This window comes from Pseudooceanicola sediminis (assembly GCF_003575965.1).
Classification (GTDB): domain Bacteria; phylum Pseudomonadota; class Alphaproteobacteria; order Rhodobacterales; family Rhodobacteraceae; genus Pseudooceanicola; species Pseudooceanicola sediminis.
Window position 1 is genome coordinate 16,184 of record NZ_QWJJ01000014.1, and the last position, 17,041, is coordinate 33,224.

17 protein-coding genes are annotated in these 17,041 nt (G+C 64.4%); 16 read left to right on the top strand and 1 reads right to left on the bottom strand.

The annotated features are described in order from the left end of the window. The first annotated feature begins 155 nt into the window (after positions 1-155). From DL237_RS15165 to cynS, 15 genes are all read left to right on the top strand, one after another. Entirely contained in the window at positions 156-947 is a 792-nt protein-coding gene (locus DL237_RS15165; RefSeq protein ID WP_119399936.1) for an urease accessory protein UreD, read from the top strand. A gap of 1 nt (position 948) precedes the next feature. Then, on the top strand, positions 949-1,251 hold the full coding sequence (locus tag DL237_RS15170) for an urease subunit gamma (protein ID WP_119399937.1): 303 nt from the start codon (positions 949-951) through the stop codon (positions 1,249-1,251). Between the two features lie 134 nt (positions 1,252-1,385). Then, positions 1,386-1,691 carry an urease subunit beta gene (locus DL237_RS15175; RefSeq protein ID WP_119399938.1) on the top strand — a complete coding sequence of 102 codons (306 nt, stop codon included), beginning with the start codon at positions 1,386-1,388 and terminating at the stop codon, positions 1,689-1,691. A gap of 37 nt (positions 1,692-1,728) precedes the next feature. Beyond that, complete coding sequence (locus tag DL237_RS15180) at positions 1,729-2,256, top strand: hypothetical protein (RefSeq protein WP_119399939.1); 528 nt, start codon at positions 1,729-1,731, stop codon at positions 2,254-2,256. Between the two features lie 119 nt (positions 2,257-2,375). Beyond that, positions 2,376-4,124, top strand: coding sequence for an urease subunit alpha (gene ureC, locus DL237_RS15185; protein ID WP_119399940.1), 1,749 nt, complete (start codon positions 2,376-2,378; stop codon positions 4,122-4,124). 6 nt (positions 4,125-4,130) lie between these two features. After that, positions 4,131-4,754 carry a hypothetical protein gene (locus tag DL237_RS15190; RefSeq protein ID WP_119399941.1) on the top strand — a complete coding sequence of 208 codons (624 nt, stop codon included), beginning with the start codon at positions 4,131-4,133 and terminating at the stop codon, positions 4,752-4,754. A gap of 203 nt (positions 4,755-4,957) precedes the next feature. Beyond that, complete coding sequence (locus DL237_RS15195; protein WP_119399942.1) at positions 4,958-5,185, top strand: hypothetical protein; 228 nt, start codon at positions 4,958-4,960, stop codon at positions 5,183-5,185. A gap of 67 nt (positions 5,186-5,252) precedes the next feature. Further along, positions 5,253-5,831: an urease accessory protein UreE gene (locus tag DL237_RS15200; RefSeq protein ID WP_119399943.1), complete on the top strand. Its 579-nt coding sequence runs from the start codon at positions 5,253-5,255 to the stop codon at positions 5,829-5,831. Then, positions 5,824-6,462, top strand: a complete 639-nt coding sequence (locus DL237_RS15205; RefSeq protein WP_199672112.1) for an urease accessory protein UreF — start codon at positions 5,824-5,826, stop codon at positions 6,460-6,462. Before DL237_RS15200 ends, DL237_RS15205 begins: the two co-directional genes overlap by 8 nt. A gap of 17 nt (positions 6,463-6,479) precedes the next feature. Then, a complete protein-coding gene (ureG, locus tag DL237_RS15210; RefSeq protein WP_119400048.1) occupies positions 6,480-7,103 on the top strand; it encodes an urease accessory protein UreG in 624 nt (207 codons plus the stop codon). A gap of 94 nt (positions 7,104-7,197) precedes the next feature. Beyond that, positions 7,198-8,646 carry a TrkH family potassium uptake protein gene (locus DL237_RS15215; protein WP_119400049.1) on the top strand — a complete coding sequence of 483 codons (1,449 nt, stop codon included), beginning with the start codon at positions 7,198-7,200 and terminating at the stop codon, positions 8,644-8,646. Between the two features lie 249 nt (positions 8,647-8,895). Then, positions 8,896-10,290 carry a siroheme synthase CysG gene (cysG, locus tag DL237_RS15220; RefSeq protein ID WP_119399945.1) on the top strand — a complete coding sequence of 465 codons (1,395 nt, stop codon included), beginning with the start codon at positions 8,896-8,898 and terminating at the stop codon, positions 10,288-10,290. 483 nt (positions 10,291-10,773) lie between these two features. Continuing rightward, positions 10,774-11,613 (top strand): formate/nitrite transporter family protein, encoded by an 840-nt coding sequence (locus DL237_RS15225; RefSeq protein ID WP_119399946.1) that lies wholly within the window; start codon positions 10,774-10,776, stop codon positions 11,611-11,613. A 100-nt stretch (positions 11,614-11,713) separates the two neighbouring features. Further along, positions 11,714-13,423: a bifunctional protein-serine/threonine kinase/phosphatase gene (locus tag DL237_RS15230; protein WP_233545018.1), complete on the top strand. Its 1,710-nt coding sequence runs from the start codon at positions 11,714-11,716 to the stop codon at positions 13,421-13,423. Positions 13,424-13,462: 39 nt separating this feature from the next. Next, positions 13,463-13,912, top strand: a complete 450-nt coding sequence (gene cynS, locus DL237_RS15235; protein WP_199672110.1) for a cyanase — start codon at positions 13,463-13,465, stop codon at positions 13,910-13,912. Between the two features lie 140 nt (positions 13,913-14,052). Here cynS and DL237_RS15240 read toward each other — a convergent pair whose 3' ends face one another. After that, the gene (locus DL237_RS15240; protein ID WP_119399947.1) at positions 14,053-15,843 is read right to left on the bottom strand and encodes a serine protease; all 1,791 of its coding nucleotides are present in this window, start codon (positions 15,841-15,843) and stop codon (positions 14,053-14,055) included. 198 nt (positions 15,844-16,041) lie between these two features. Between DL237_RS15240 and DL237_RS15245 the strand changes: the two genes are divergently transcribed. After that, the gene (locus DL237_RS15245; RefSeq protein WP_119399948.1) at positions 16,042-17,001 is read left to right on the top strand and encodes a glycine--tRNA ligase subunit alpha; all 960 of its coding nucleotides are present in this window, start codon (positions 16,042-16,044) and stop codon (positions 16,999-17,001) included. Positions 17,002-17,041 lie beyond the last annotated feature (40 nt).

A 17,041-nucleotide genomic window follows, 5' to 3' on the forward strand; every position in this document is an offset into this window, starting at 1 on the left:
GGGCGCCCATTTTTCGTGCAGCGCGGCGCATTTCACAGCGGGTTCTGGCGCCGCTTTTGAATTGCGCTTACACTCCGGCGCAGGCTTGATACCTTAGCCGCTGACGGAGGAACGCCACCATCAATGCCGACGCGAAAGACCTGCGCCCGCTCGCGATGCGCCAGCCGCGTGCCCGAGGCGAACTTCGCCTGTCGGCCCGTCCCGGTGCGCGCATCGGTGACCTGCACCAATCCGGCTCGCTCAAGGCGCTGTTTCCCGCCTCGCGCCATGGCGCGCTGAACGCGGTCTTCCTCAACACATCCGGTGGCGTGACCGGCGGCGACCAGTACCGCATCGCGGCCGAGGCCCTGCCGGACGCCGCGCTTGTGCTGACCTCGCAGGCGGCCGAACGCCTCTACCGCGCCCAACCCGCCGAAACGGGCCGCCTCGATATCCACCTCAAGGTCGGCAGCGGCGCGCGTCTTGATTGGCTGCCCCAGGAAACCATCCTGTTCGATGCCGCCCGCGTCGTGCGCCGCTTTGATGTCGACCTCGCCCCCGGCGCCCGCTTTCTGGCCGTCGAGCCGCTGATTTCGGGCCGCCTGGCCATGGGCGAATATGTCCGCTCCGGCACGCTGACCGACCACTGGCGTATCCGCCGTGACGGTCGCCTGGTCTTTGCCGACAACATCCGCTTTTCGGGTGACGTCGATGCACAGCTCGCCCGCCCCGCCGTGGCGGCGGGAAACCGGGCCGTCGCCGCGCTGATCTTTGCCGCGCCCGAGGCCGAGGCGCAACTGCCCGTCATCCGTGATCTGCTCGGCCCGCTTGGCGGGGCCAGCCTGATCCATCCCGATCTTCTGTTCGCCCGGATTGCCGCCCCCGACGGGTTCGAGCTGCGCAAGCGTCTCATTCCCGCCATCACGCGGCTTTCCGGCCAAGATATCCCAAGGACCTGGACGCTCTGACATGCAACTGACCCCCAGAGAAAAAGACAAGCTGCTGATCTCCATGGCCGCCGAGGTCGCGCGCAAGCGGCTGTCGCGCGGCGTCAAGCTGAACTACCCCGAGGCGATCGCCCTGATCACCGACGCCGTGGTCGAGGGTGCGCGCGATGGCCGCACCGTGGCCGAAATGATGGAGGCGGGTGCCCGCGTCATCACCGTCGAACAATGCATGTCCGGCGTGCCCGAGATGATTCACGAAGTGCAGGTCGAGGCGACCTTTCCCGACGGCACGAAACTCGTCACCGTTCACAACCCGATCCGTTAAGTCCCCCTGTTAGCGAGGCGCACTCTGATGAGATTTATCGAAACACTGCTGGCCCTTCTCGGCCTGCACCCGCAAGCGGCGCTGCTACCTGTGCGCGCCCAACAGCGCCCCCGCCAGCCGTGGGAGCGCCGCCCATGATCCCGGGAGAGCTGTTTCCCGCGCCCGGCACCCTGACCCTGAACGAGGGGGCCGAGCAGATCACCGTGATGGTCGCCAATACCGGCGACCGTCCGGTGCAGGTCGGCAGCCACTACCATTTTGCCGAGGCCAACTTTGCCCTGGATTTCGACCGCGAGGCGGCGCGCGGGATGCGCCTGGACATCGCCGCCGGCACCGCCGTGCGGTTTGAGCCGGGCCAGCGCCGCGAAGTGAACCTGATCCCGATTGCCGGGGATCGCCATATCTACGGTTTCAACCAGCAGGTGATGGGCGCGCTCTGACGCCCCTCCCGGCCTATGTCTTTGCAAGAGGACGACGATGATGGACCCGACACAGATCATGATCCGCCAGGCCAGCCTGTTGCAGGGCATGATGCTTGGCACCGCGCGTCTGGCTGAATGGCAGTTCCGCTTCCTGCGGGCCTTTCTCGGGGGGCCCTTCGTGGTGGCCACGCCAGAGCAGGACAGCACTGCGCACGCGAATTCGCCCACCCAACCGACCAAAGCCGAACCGACCAAAACCGAGCCGACCAAATCCAGCGCGGCGAAACCTGCCGCCCGTGCCGCCGTACCTCTGAAGACCGCAACCCGCAAACCGGCCACGCGCAAACCCGGGGCGCGAAAGGCGGCGGTGCGCGGCCGCGCCACACCCACCGCCCGTGCCGCCACTCCGTCGGCTACGGCTGGCAAGCCTGCGGCGACAGCCAAACCCGGGCGCGCACCCGCCACCAAGCCGGTCGCCAAGACGCCTCGGTCCGCCAAGCCGCCCGTCGATCAAGATACACCTGCCGCCAGCGCCTCGTCGCCCGCGGCCCAGCCGCCAAAAGACACCGACCCAAAGGAATGATGGGCGCACGCGCCGCCGATTTCCCGTGCCGCTATCGCACCGACGTCATACCGACACGACACCGAACTCGATACCGACGTGACAATTCACGCCACCCGACGACTTCTCAGGAGCCTTGAATGCCCACCCAGATCTCCCGCGCCGATTACGCCGCGATGTTCGGCCCCACCACCGGCGACCGCCTGCGCCTTGCCGATACCGACCTCATCATCGAGGTCGAGCGTGACCTGACCGCCGAACGCGCCGCCCTGGGCGGCGGCGGCAATGGGCCCCGGTACGGCGAAGAGGTCAAGTTCGGCGGCGGCAAGGTGATCCGCGATGGCATGGGGCAGTCGCAGAAAACCCGCGACGAGGGCGCCGTCGATACCGTGATCACCAATGCCCTGATCGTCGACCATTCCGGCATCTACAAGGCCGACGTCGGCCTGCGCGACGGTCGCATCCACAAGATCGGCAAGGGCGGCAATCCAGACACCCAGCCGGGTGTCGACATCATCGTCGGTCCCGGCACCGAAGTCATTGCAGGCGAGGGGAAAATCTTGACCGCAGGTGGGTTTGACAGCCATATCCACTTCATCTGCCCGCAGCAGATCGAAGATGCCCTGCACTCCGGTCTGACCACCATGCTGGGCGGCGGCACAGGCCCCGCGCACGGCACCCTTGCCACCACGGTCACGCCCGGCCCCTGGCACATGGAACGCATGTTGCAGGCCGCCGATGCCTTTCCGATGAACCTCGCTTTTGCGGGCAAGGGCAACGCCAGCCTGCCCGCCGCGCTTGAGGAACAGATCCGCGCCGGGGCCTGCTCGCTCAAGCTGCACGAAGACTGGGGCACCACCCCCGGTGCCATCGACTGCTGCCTGTCGGTGGCCGATGACTACGACGTGCAGGTGATGATCCACACCGATACGCTGAACGAGAGCGGTTTCGTTGAAAATACCGTCAAGGCCATGAAAGGACGGACAATTCACGCCTTTCATACCGAGGGTGCAGGCGGTGGCCACGCCCCCGACATCATCAAGATCTGCGGCGAGGAACATGTCCTGCCGTCCTCGACCAACCCGACGCGTCCCTTCACCCGCAACACCATCGACGAGCATCTGGATATGCTCATGGTCTGTCACCACCTCGACAAATCCATCCCCGAAGATGTCGCCTTTGCCGAAAGCCGCATCCGCCGCGAAACCATCGCGGCCGAGGATATCCTGCACGACATGGGTGCCTTTTCCATCATCGCCTCCGACAGCCAGGCCATGGGCCGCGTGGGCGAGGTGCTGATCCGCACCTGGCAAACCGCTGACAAGATGAAGAAACAGCGTGGTCGCCTGCCCGAGGAAACTGGCGATAACGACAACTTCCGCGTCCGCCGCTATATCGCGAAATACACCATCAACCCGGCGATTGCCCATGGCCTCAGCCATCAGATCGGCTCCATCGCCGAAGGCAAGCGCGCTGACCTCGTGCTGTGGAACCCCGCCTTCTTCGGCGTGAAACCCGAGATGATCCTGATCGGCGGCTCGATCGTTGCCGCGCAGATGGGCGACCCGAACGCCTCGATCCCGACGCCGCAGCCGGTCTATACCCGCCCGATGTTCGGCGCCTACGGCCGCGCTGTCGAGAATTCCGCCGTGGTGTTCGTCTCCGCCGCCGCGCAGGCCGAAGGGGTGGGCGAACGCTACGGTCTGGCCAAGCAGACGGTCGCAGTCCTCAACACCCGCAACATTTCCAAGCGTGACCTGATCCTGAACGACGCGCTGCCCCAGATCGAAGTGAACCCGGAAACCTACGAAGTGCGCGCCGACGGAGAGCTGCTGACCTGCGAACCTGCGACCGAGCTGCCGATGGCACAGCGCTACTTCTTGTTCTGAAGCAACATGATACAGGTTTTCCTGACCAGTTCGGTACTCGCCTTGTCCGCCGGTGCCGCGCAGGCGTCATGCCCTGTCGCCGGCGATCTGTCGCGGGGAATTGCGTTGCATACCTCGGGTGCCGCGCCGGGATACGTCGACATCTACTATGGCGCGGCCCCGGGCATTGTCAGCTTCTTCGCGGTTGAGGACGGCCGTGTCACATATCAGGAAACCGATGCGCATGGTCTTTATATCCTGACCTCGCTCGACCTTTACGACGGGCCGCTGAATACCGATTCCTACACCTATCCGGGCGGGTTGGCAGAGCTGCCAAAACCGGCACCTGGCGTGGATTGGTCCGCCACCGTCAGGCGCAGCGCCAATGGTGAAACCAGCACGGCACGCCATAGCTATGCGTTTGCCGATCCGACTGCGCTGGCTATAGGGGCCTGCACATATGCCGCGATTCCCGCCGATGTGCGGGTCGACGGGGATGATGGCCCGATCAGCCATGCGATCATGTACTACCTGCCCGAGCTGGAAATTTCCGTGCTCTATGCCACTGATATCGAAGGGGAAATGAATGTCATCTTTCAATCGGACCGGATCGGATACGCGGATGAACTGGCGGCGCGACCTGGCCGCTAGGGGGCTGGGGATGGCACAGGGGCAGGGCCCGCACGACCTCCGTGCGGACCATGATATTGTTGCAAAAGCGTTTATTCCGGCGTCTGCTGCGTTGCAGCAAACGCATGGCGGTATTGAGGGATTGAGCGTGGTAATGGCGCAAGGGCTGACCTATTTCGTTGAGCAAGGAACGACACCAACACCAACGCTCAATGAGGTACATCATGGCTTCCGTCACCAGCAACATCTCCACCACGTCCACCGGCTTTTCCGGCAAACTTTCCAACTTCTTCAGCGCAGTTTCCGTCGGCCTCGTCGCCTACATGGAACGTCGCAGCCGGTCCGAAGTGATCGCGCGCCTGCAAGCCAAATCCGACGCCGAGCTTGCCAAGCTGGGCATCAAGCGCGACGAAATCCCGGCCTACGTCTTCCGCGATCTGTTCTACGTCTAAGCTCAGGCTTGATGGCGGGGGCGACCCTGCACACGACCCGCGTTGGTGATGGGCTGAGGGCTGCGGCATGATCCGCGCCCTCACCGCCCTGCGCGCCAGCGAACTGCCTGAATCCGCTGCGATTGCGGATCATGTGACACTTGACTACGAACAGCGCTTTATCCGGCGCAAGGGCCTGACCACGGATGGCGGTGACCGCCTTCTGGCCGATCTGGCCCAGACGATTTCTCTCAACGATGGCGACGCACTTCAGCTCGAAGATGGCCGCCTTGTCGGGGTTCGCGCCGCGGCAGAGCCACTGTTGCGCGTCACTGGCGCCGACCTTGCCCGCCTTGCCTGGCACGTCGGCAATCGTCATACCCCCTGCCAGATCATGCCGGACCACCTGTTGATCCGCCAGGACAAGGTGATCGCGGCGATGTTGGCGCATCTCGGTGCCCGGCTTGACCCCCTGATTGCCCCGTTCATTCCCGAAGGCGGGGCGTATGGGCATGGCCGCACGCAGGCGCATGACCATGGTCATACCCTGCACGACGGGGCGCCACACAGTCATGCCCCCGGATCGGGCCACCATCACGACCACGATCATTCCCACGACCACACCCATGCCCACCCGCATGATCACGATCATTCCCATGATCACTGACCCGGCGTTGACGCTGCATCGCTGGTTGTCGCCAGCCTATCCCGTTGGCGCCTATGCCTATTCTCACGGGATCGAAGGCGCTGTGGCCGATGGCTGGATCACGGGCGCCACCAGCGCCCGCGACTGGATCAGCGATGTCCTTGGTCACGGGGCAGGGCGCAACGATGCTATCCTGCTTGCCGCCGCATTCCACGCAACACCCGGCGCGCTGCCCGGCATCGCCGATCTTGCCGCCGCGCTTGCGCCCTCCGCGTCACGCCGCCTTGAAACAGTGCAACAGGGCGCCGCCTTTGCGGCGACCACGGCCGATGTGCATGATATCGATCTGCCCGCCATGCCGTATCCGGTTGCCCTGGGGCGCGCGGCGCACCTGATGGATCTGCCCCTGGAACTGACGCTGCGGCTGTTCCTTCAGGCCTTCGTCGCCAACCTCGCCTCTGCGGCCATCCGCCTGGTGCCGCTCGGGCAGACCGATGGCCAGCGCATCCAGCTCGCCCTTCAGCCCTTGTGCGAAGCACTGGCGCACGAAGCCTTGCCGGGTGACCTCGACTCCCTTGGCAGCTCTGCGCTACTGTCCGACATTGCAGCGATGCGCCAGGAAGCTCTCACCACCCGGCTTTTCCGTTCATGATACCGGAGGACACGAAAATGAATTCCCCCCATGGCCCTCTGCGCATCGGCCTCGGCGGTCCTGTCGGCGCCGGCAAGACCACGCTGACTGCCGCCCTGTGCCGCGCGCTGCGCGACCATCTTTCGGTCGGCGTCGTCACCAATGATATCTACACCCAGGAAGATGCCGAGGCGCTCGTGCGGATGCAGGCGTTGACTTCGGACCGCATCCGGGGCGTCGAAACCGGCGGCTGTCCGCATACCGCCATCCGCGAGGATGCCTCGATCAACCTTGCCGCCATTGCCGAGCTGAACCGCGATTTTCCCGACCTCGATCTGATTCTGGTGGAATCGGGCGGCGACAACCTCTCCGCGACCTTCTCGCCCGAACTGGTGGATATGGCGATCTACGTGATCGACGTCGCGGCCGGTGAAGAAATCCCGCGCAAGGGCGGTCCGGCGATTACGAAGTCCGACATCCTGGTGATCAACAAGACCGACCTCGCGCCCTACGTGGGGGCCGATCTTTCGGTGATGGCGCGCGATGCTGCCGCGCAACGCGGCAGCCGTCCATTTGTCTTTACCAATCTCAAGACCGGCGAGGGCCTCGATCAGGTCCTGGCACTGATCGAACAGATCGGCGGGCTGGCGGTCCCCGCCTGACGTGCACAAGCCAAAGCTCCAGATCAGGCAAGTGCCGCAGGCCTTCGAGACGTCGACCGATGCGCTGTCCGACCCCGCGCAACGCCGCGCGATGATGATCGATATCCGCCCGATCGGCTATGTCATCGGGTTGCTGGTGGCGGTGCTGGGATTGACCATGCTCGTACCGCTGGCGGTCGATATCCTGGACAACCGCGGCCACTGGAACGTCTTTGCCGAAAGCGCGGTCATCACCCTTGGCGCAGGGGGCCTGACGGCCCTTGCCTGTCACAACGGCAATCGCGAAGGCCTCACGCTGCAACAGACCTTCCTGCTGACCACCGGCGTCTGGACGACCTTGCCGATCTTCGGCGCGCTGCCGTTCCTGCTGGGGGAAACCGACGCCAGCTTTGTCGATGCGTTTTTCGAGGCGATGTCGGGCGTCACCACCACCGGCTCGACCGTGTTTACGGGACTGGACGACATGCCGCGCGGGCTGCTGCTGTGGCGGGGCATCCTGCAATGGCTCGGCGGGATCGGGATCATTGTCGTGGCCATGGTGTTCCTGCCCGAATTGCGCGTGGGGGGGATGCAGGTGTTCCGCTCCGAGGCGTTCGAGACGATGGGTAAGATCCTGCCGCGGGCCCGCGCCATTGCCGCCCAGATCGCCGTGATCTATGTCGGCCTGACCATCGCCTGCCTGCTGACATACCTGATGCTGGGAATGGCGCCTTTCGACGCCGCCGTGCATGCGCTGACCACCACCTCCACGGGCGGTTTTTCGACCCGCGATGCCAGCTTCGGGGCGTTCTCGGGGGGGATGGAATATGCCGCCTCGGTCTTCATGATCCTCGCCGCGCTGCCCTTCGTGCGTTACGTGCAGCTGCTGAACGGCAACACCGTCGCGGTATGGCGCGATGTGCAGGTGCGTGGGTTCTTGATGACCATCGGCACGCTGGTGGCGATCAGTACCATCGCGCTGTTGCATATTTTTCCCCACCACTGGGAACAGGCGCTGCGCGAAAGCCTGTTCAACATCGTCTCGATTATTTCGGGCACCGGGTTTGCCTCTGTCGATTACATGACCTGGGGGCCGTTCCTGATCACGCTGTTCTTCTTCATCGGCCTGATCGGCGGTTGCGCCGGATCCACTGCCTGCTCGGTCAAGATATTCCGCTACCAGATCCTGTTTGCCTCGATCCGGGTGCAGATCAAGCGCATCCACTCTCCGCACGGGGTGTTTTCGCCCCGCTACGAAGGCCGCCCGCTGAGCGAAGAGGTGCTTGGTTCGGTCATGTCGTTCTTTGTCTTCTTCACCGTGACGCTGGGTGTCTTTTCCGTGGCGCTGGCGATGACAGGCCTGGATTTCGTCACCGCCCTGAGCGGCGCGGCGACCGCGCTGGCCAACATCGGGCCGGGGCTGGGTGACACCATCGGCCCGGCGGGCAATTTCGCGCCGCTGAACGATACCGCGAAGTGGCTGTTGTGTGCCGCGATGCTGATCGGGCGGCTGGAACTGATGGTCGTCTATGCCATGCTGACGGTGCAATTCTGGCGCGGATAAGGCGCTAGAGCTGCTGGAGAACGCGCCGCAAGACGGGAATTTGGTCTTTTGCGGCGCTCTCTGATAAACTTTAGCTTGCCTGAATCAGCGACTTGGCTCTTAACGAAAGCAGATGCGCAGACAACGACGCCTGCCTATCCTCTCCCGATGATTGGGAATTCGTGAGCAAGGCCGCTCGACCCTCCGTAGAAAATGCGGGGTGTGTCAGTGGCTTTTTCTGTTTCCGACTTTCCGAATACGGAGCACGCAATGAAAAACTTTCCGATGTTTCTGCGCATGAGCGGACGGCGCGTCGTGATCTGTGGCGGCGGTACCGAAGCGGCGCGCAAGACCCGCCTTGTGCTCAAGACCGAGGCCAGCATCGTCATCGTCGCGGATCAGCTCGACCCTGAGCTTGCCGGTCTCGTTGCCTCTGGTCGCGCCACTCACCTGACCCAGGCTGCGCCTGACACCTTCGACAATTGCGCGTTGTGCTTCATCGCGACAGGGGACGAGACGGCGGATCTTGCCTTTGCCGCGCTTGCCCGCGCTGCCGGCGCCGTCGTCAACGTGGTCGATCGGCCCGAACATTGCGATGCCTTCACCCCCTCTATCGTCGACCGTGATCCGGTGGTCGTGGCCATCGGCACCGAAGGGATGGCACCGGTGCTTGGCCGCTCGATCAAGACCGACATCGAGGTGATGCTGGACCCGCGCCTGGGCACCTTCGCGGCCCTTGCCGGGCGTCTGCGCGACGCCGTGGCGGAACGCATCGCACCCGCCTCGCGGCGCGCCTTCTGGGAATGGGCCTTTACCGGTGATGCCTTCGACAAGCATCGAAAGGGCGACGAACACGCCGCTGCGGATATGTTGAAGGCGGCGATTGCGACGGGCGCGGCCCCTGAAAACAAGGGTCGTATTTCCCTCGTGGGCGCTGGCCCCGGTGCCCGCGACCTGTTGACGTTGCGTGCCGTGCGTCGCCTGCAAGAGGCCGATGTTATCTTCTACGACCGCCTTGTCGACCCAGAGGTGCTGGAACTGGCGCGCCGCGACGCCGACCGCATCTATGTCGGAAAGGAGGTCGGCGCCCACGCCTGGCCACAGGATCGGATCGACCGCCTGATCGTGGCCGAGGCCGGCAAGGGTCTGCGCGTCGTGCGCCTGAAATCCGGCGACCCCTCGATCTTTGGCCGCGCCGGCGAGGAGATCGCCGCCGCCCGTGCCGCCGGAATCGAGATCGAGATCGTGCCCGGCATCACAGCCGCCTCTGCCGCCGCCGCCGCGATGACGCGCCCGCTGACCGAGCGTGGCGAAACAGACACCTTTGTGATCACCACCGGCACCTGCCGCCCCGGCGATGCTGAGCCAGACTGGACGCCGCTGGCGCGACCGGGCACTGCCATGGCCTTTTACATGGCGGTGGATCGCGCCGCCCATGTCGAGGCGAACCTGCTGAATGCAGGTGTGCCCGGCGACTGCACGGTCGAAGTCGTCTGCTCGGCCTCCACCAGGCGCGAACGTCGCCTGAGCACGCACTTGTCCGGACTGGCGCAGGCGCTGGAACGTCACCAGATGGCCAGCCCCGCGATCTTGCTGGTGCGGTATTCCAAGGTGCAGGGTGCCCTGTCCAGACACCGGGCCGCCGTCAGCCAGGGGGAACTCTGAAAGGCGGACCGTCAGAGTTTGCTGCAAATATCGGCAATTTTCCCTTATTTCGCAGCGGCTGACGGATTCGTGATACATCTTTGTTGTCGCCGGGGGCGGTCCCGGCAACATACGTGAATGACGACACCGAAAGGTGCCGTACAGGAACCGCCGCAATGGCGCGGCAATTTCCATCAGGTGCCCCGATGAGGGCCTGCAGCAACGGCGCTGCGACTTCGATCCACCCTTGGTGGCTTCGTGGGTGCATGGCCGTCTTTCACCATGTTCCCGGATAGAAACCTGCGTGACGCCGGACCGGACCCGGTGCGCGCCGCGCTCTTGGAACAGGTCCCGGATGCAGGCGCACAGATCATCTCACGCGCCTCTCGGGCCGCCGACAGTTCGGCCCTCCTCACTCCGCCCCCGCACCCACGTTTCCGCCCCATTCCTCACCCACTGAATCCAGAACAGACCTCAACCCCTGACCCACAGAAAGGAACTGAAATGGCATATGTCACCCCGGCCGAGTTTGCGGCCAAGATGGTCGAAGCCGGCGAAGCCAAGATCTTCATGTCCACAAAGGACACCCTGATCCGCGCCTATATGGCGGGCGCGATCCTGGCCCTTGCTGCCGCCTTCGCGATCACTGTCACCGTGAACACCGGCAACCCGCTGATCGGCGCGTTGCTGTTTCCCGTCGGCTTCTGCATGCTCTACCTGATGGGGTTTGACCTGCTGACCGGGGTCTTTACCCTGGTCCCGCTGGCGCTGATCGCCAAACGCCCCGGCTGCGACATGAAGGGGATGCTGCGCAACTGGGGGCTGGTCTTTGTCGGCAACTTCGCGGGCGCGATGACCACCGCTGTCTTCATGACGATCATCGTGACGATGGGCTTTACCGAAGAACCCAATGCGATCGGCGTCAAGATCGGTCATATCGGTGAGGGGCGCACCCTGGGCTATGCCGCCGCCGGGGCAGGGGGCATGCTGACCCTGTTCGTGCGCGCCGTCATGTGCAACTGGATGGTGTCGACAGGCGTTGTCGCGGCGATGATGTCGACCTCGGTCTCGGGCAAGATCATGGCGATGTGGATGCCGATCCTGGTGTTCTTCTACCTCGGGTTCGAACACTCCATCGTCAACATGTTCCTGTTTCCCAGCGGCATCATGATGGGCGGCCAGTTCACCTGGGCCGACTATTTCCTGTATAACGAAATCCCGACAGTGATCGGCAACCTTGTCGGTGGGCTGACCTTTGTCGGCGGCATGATCTACTCCACCCACTACAAGACTTCGCCGTCGCGGCCGCAGCCCTCGGCTGTCGTCAAGATGCCTGCGGAATAGTGCTGAGGAGAGGCCCGGCATCCAGTCGGGCCTCTCGCTTTTGCCCGTGACCAATGTGCCCGTGACCCATTTGCCCGTGACCATGCCAAAGGACGCACCAGTGCCGGAACAGCTTTCGGTCTCCATCGGCCAGTATTCTGCCGCTGGCCTGAAACCGTCCAACCAGGATTTCCACGGCGCAATGGTGCCTGACGGCCAGGCCCTCGCGCTCAAGGGCGTGACGCTGGCGCTGGCCGATGGCATCTCTTCGTCTGAGGTCAGCCACCTTGCGGCCCGGACCAGCGTGCGCAGCCTGCTCGACGATTACTACTGCACCTCCGACGCCTGGAGCGTGCGCACCGCCGCAACCCGCGTCATCGCAGCGACCAACGCCTGGCTATATGCCGAAAACGCCCGCATTCCCGGCCTCGACCATGATCGCGGTCAGGTCTGCACCCTCGCCGTGCTGATCCTCAAAGGCGCCGAAGCACATGTCCTGCATGTCGGGGACAGCCGCGTCTGGCGCCTGTCGGGCGAAAGTCTGGAACCGCTGACAGCCGACCACCGCCTGACCCATTCCTCGACCGAGAGTTACCTCGATCGCGCCATCGGCCTGCGCGCCGAGGTCGAGGTCGACTATACCCGCCTGCCATTGGCACGGGGCGACATCTACCTGCTGACCACCGATGGCGTGCATGACCACATGGAGGCGCGCTTTGTCGCCCGCACCCTGCGCGAGGTGCCCGACCTGACCCTAGCCGCCCGCCTGATCGCAAAGGAGGCGCTGGCGCGTGGCAGTACCGACAACCTGACGATCCAGATTGCGCGTATCGACGCCCTGCCGACGGGCACCCTGTTTGAGACGAGCCTGCCAGTGCCGCAGGGGCTGCGTGCCGGCAACACGCTCGACGGGTACACGCTGTTGCGCCAGATCCACGCCAATCACCGCTCGACCATCTTTCTGGCGACCGATCCTGCCGGCGCCCGGGTCGCGCTGAAGATTCCGGCGGCCGAGATCCGCGAGGAGTCGACCTACATGCGCCAGTTCCTGATGGAGGAATGGATTGCCCGGCGCATCACTTCGGCACATGTGCTGCGGGCGGCCACGCCCCCGGCCCGGCGCAGTGCCCTCTATGTCGTGACCGAGTTTGTCGAGGGTGTGACCCTGCGCCAGTGGATGACGGACCACCCCCACCCCAGCCTTGATCAGGTGCGCGACATCGTCGGGCAGGCCATACGTGGCCTGCGCACCTTTCACCGCAGCGACATGCTGCACCAGGATCTGCGCCCTGAAAACATCATGATTGACCGCGCTGGAACGGTAAAGATCATCGACCTTGGCGCGGCCCGTGTCGCGGGCGTGCAAGAGGCCGCGCCGGTCCCCGGCGACGCCCCGATCCTCGGCACCTTGCAATATGCCGCGCCGGAGTATTTCAGCGGCGATCCCGTGGGCTGGCGCGCCGATCTCTTCTCTCTGGGCGTTATTGCTTATGAGATGCTGACCCACCGTCTGCCGTACGGCACGCAGGTGTCCAAGGTTCGGACGCGGCGCGATGTCGCCCGCCTCGGCTATCGCTCGGCACGTGACGACGACAATGGCGTGCCCGACTGGCTGGATGAGGCGCTGAGGCGCGCCTGTCACCCCGATGCGTCTCGCCGGTTCGATGCGCTGTCCGAATTCGACGCGGCGCTGCGCAGTCCCGGTGCCGCCTATGGCCGCCGCCATCCGGTGCCGTTGGCGCAACGACACCCCCTGCGGTTCTGGCAGGGGTTGTCGGCACTTCTGGCGCTTTTGTGCCTGATCTTGCTGACAACAGTCACCACCCCCTGACCCCGATGAACCCCAACCCCGATGAAAAGGAAAAATCTCATGGACATGATGACCAGGGAAGACGTCACCGCGATGATCCTGTCTGCCAAGCGTCAGGCAGGCCTGACGTGGGAAGGCATTGCCGAAACCATCGGCATGTCACCCGTCTGGACGCATTCCTGCGCGATGGGCATGAACGCCATGCCCGCCGACAAGGCCGGCGCGATGGTCAAGGCCCTCGGGCTACCGCAAGAGGCGGCGTCGGTGCTTCAGGAAAGCCCGACGAAGGTCTGGGCGCAGGCGGTGCCCACGGACCCCTGCATCTATCGCCTGTATGAAATCGTCGGCGTCTACGGCCCCACCATCAAGGCGCTGATCCATGAAAAGTTCGGTGATGGCATCATGTCGGCCATCGACTTCGATCTGCACGTGATCCGCGTGCCGCATGAAAAGGGCGATCGGGTCAAGATCGAGATGTCTGGAAAATACCTCGGGTACAACGCCTGGTAACAGCCCCCGACACGCCGCAGGTCAGACTGCAAGACGAAGGAAAAAGGCCATTCTGCTCGCGCGGAATGGCCTTTTTACATGCTTATGACGCCTGGCCGTGCGACCGGGGCAAGGTGCCGGCGCAAGGTGCCGGGGCAACTTCAATCCCAGCAGTTTACCAGCACCGTCATGCCGTTGGCCTTTCGGGCCAGGGTTTCTGGTGCCATCTGGCCGGTCTCTGTGCTGGTCAGGGCCTTCAGGCCCGCGGTGCGCAACAGGTCCATCACACTGGCCGCATCGACGGAAAAGCCGACGCCTTCGGGCAGCTGACGACCCTGCTCGGTGGCCGGGCGCAGGATGCCGATCACAGCGCCGGTCTCGTCGAATACCGCGCCGCCCGCATCGCCGGGCAGGGTGTTGATGTCCAGCCGGTCAATGTGTTCGGCGCCGTTCAGCCCGCGAACGTCGGCCAGCGTGCCATAGGTCAGGCTGGGGGCACCCAGCACGCCTTCGTAGGAAAACCCCGCGACGGCCACCTCGGCGCTGATCTGCGGCACACGCGTCGAAAACGCGGCGACCCCGATCGGTGTCAGCGGTGTTTTCGGCCTGAGCACGGCCAGCCCGGTGGTGTCGTTCACGCCGACGACCTCGGCGTCATACCCATTGGCCAGCGTGACGCGGCCACAGCTTTGCACGGCCTCGGCCACGGTCAGCACCACACCATCGTCGGTGACAAAGACACCGCTGCGCGACAGGCGGGGCTTGCGGATCTTCAACCCCGACAGCAGATCGACGGCCTGGCTGTCGTCGACACCGGCGTCACGTGGCAAGACGCCCGCCAACCGGGTAAAGCTGGCGCGCATCTCGGCCAGCATCCGTTCGCGGCGCGCCTCGTCGCCCAGGGGCCAGACCAGCGTAAAGCCCTTGATCTGCCCGCCTTCGAGGCTCGCCTCGGTATAGGAGGTGAATTGGCTGTTGCTGCCCTGGATCGTAAAGCTGTTGCCCCGGCGGCTACGTGGCCCGTCCTGCGGCACCACGGCCAGGGTCTGCATGATCTGGTACAGGCCGCCCAGCGTGTCCTGGGTGCCGGGTTCGGAAATCAGGATGACGCGCGCCTGGGTGCTGCCGGTGGGTTCGTAAAAGGCGAATGGCGCCTCGTACCTGTCAAAGGCCACCAGGTCGGTGGGCATCTGCATGGCGATCCCGGCCTTTTCATCCCGCACGTCGCGCAGGCCAAGATCGCTGAGGACGGCATTGTACTGTTCCAGAAGATCGGCGCGCTGCGCCGTCGTCAGGATGCCGCTGATGTCATAACCGTTGTCGCGCTGCCAGGCGCCCATCGAATTGCGCGTGCCGGGCCCGAAGGCGCCGTCGATTGCACCGTTGTAATACCCGGCCCATTCCAGCGCGATCTGCAACTGGTCGCGCTGCTCACGGCTCAGCTGGGCTTCGCTGCGGCGGGCCTCGGCGGGGCTTTCGTCGGGCAGGCCGCCCATGTCGGGTGCGGTTTCGGGTGCAGCCTCGGGTGCTGCATCAGGGGCTATTTCGGGGGCCGCCGCGACGTCGGACTGACCGTCCTGTGGGGCTGCACTGTCGGGTGCCTGGGTGGGCCGGGTGCCGCCGACAGGCCAGAACTGCCCCGCAAACCACTCGGGCCGCGCGATATAGCTGTCCTGCGGGATGCGCCCCTCGCTGCGGAGCACGTTCAGCACCTGATTGGCCTGATCCGGCGCATAGGGTCCAAGCGCGATGGCGTAATAGCCGTTGCCAAGGCTGAACCCGTTCACGTCCTGCAACGATCCGGTGTAGATGCGGATGCTCTGCTGGGCTTCCTCCAGGGACGGCTGCGCCTCGATTTGCACGTAGACCGGGTTGGTCGGGGCGCCCTGGGCGAATGCACCCTGCACGCCAAAGCTCAATGCGCATACCAGCGCAACTAGGATACGGATCATGTGGAAATGCCTCTTGCCCAACCGTCTCAACGTCTCTTGTACCGGCGCCGCGCGCCGGAGTTCTTGCCGGTTTAGCAAATTACCGCGCGTGTGCACCCTATAAATGCGCCTCAAATGCCGCAACGCCACATTGACCCCGTGCCGGGGCGCCCGTACTTAGGCGCCTGACGTCCGACTTCAGTCGCGAAAGGGGCCACCATGTCCGAACCACAAAAAGCCGACGCCGGTATCGCGAAACCGAAAAGCTTTCAGGAGATTATCCTGAGGTTGCAGGCCTATTGGGCCGACAAGGGCTGCGCCGTGATGCAGCCCTACGACATGGAGGTCGGCGCGGGCACCTTTCACCCCGCGACGACGCTGCGCTCGCTCGGCACCCGCCACTGGGCTGCGGCCTATGTGCAACCCTCGCGCCGCCCAACAGATGGGCGTTACGGCGAAAACCCCAACCGCCTTCAGCATTACTACCAGTACCAGGTGCTGATCAAACCCTCGCCGCCCGACCTTCAGGCGCTTTATCTCGGCTCGCTCGCCGCCATCGGCATCGACATGGAAATGCACGACATCCGCTTTGTCGAGGATGACTGGGAGAGCCCCACCCTCGGCGCATGGGGGCTGGGATGGGAGGTCTGGTGCGACGGCATGGAGGTGTCGCAGTTCACCTATTTCCAACAGGTCGGCGGCCACGATTGCCACCCCGTCTCGGGCGAACTGACCTATGGGCTGGAACGCCTGGCCATGTACGTCCTCGGCATCGATCACGTCATGGACATGCCCTATAACGATCCGCAGTCCCCAATCGCGCTGTCCTATGGCGACGTGTTCCTGCAAAACGAACAGGAATACTCCCGCTGGAATTTCGACATCGCCAACACTGATGTGCTGCTGAAGCATTTCGAGGATGCCGAGGCGGAATGCGCCGCGATCCTGTCGCAGCCTGTCGACGACCCCAAGACCGGCAAGCGCATCGTGATGGCGCAACCGGCCTATGATCAGTGCATCAAGGCCAGCCACCTGTTCAACCTGCTGGATGCGCGCGGCGTGATCTCGGTCACGGAACGTCAGGCCTATATCGGCCGGGTGCGGACACTGGCGAAAGCCTGCGCCGATGCCTTCGTGCAGACCCAAGCGGGCGGCTGGACCCCCGAAACCGCCGCCTGATCGCCCGGCCTGCCGGGGCCACGGCAAGCGGTTCCAATGC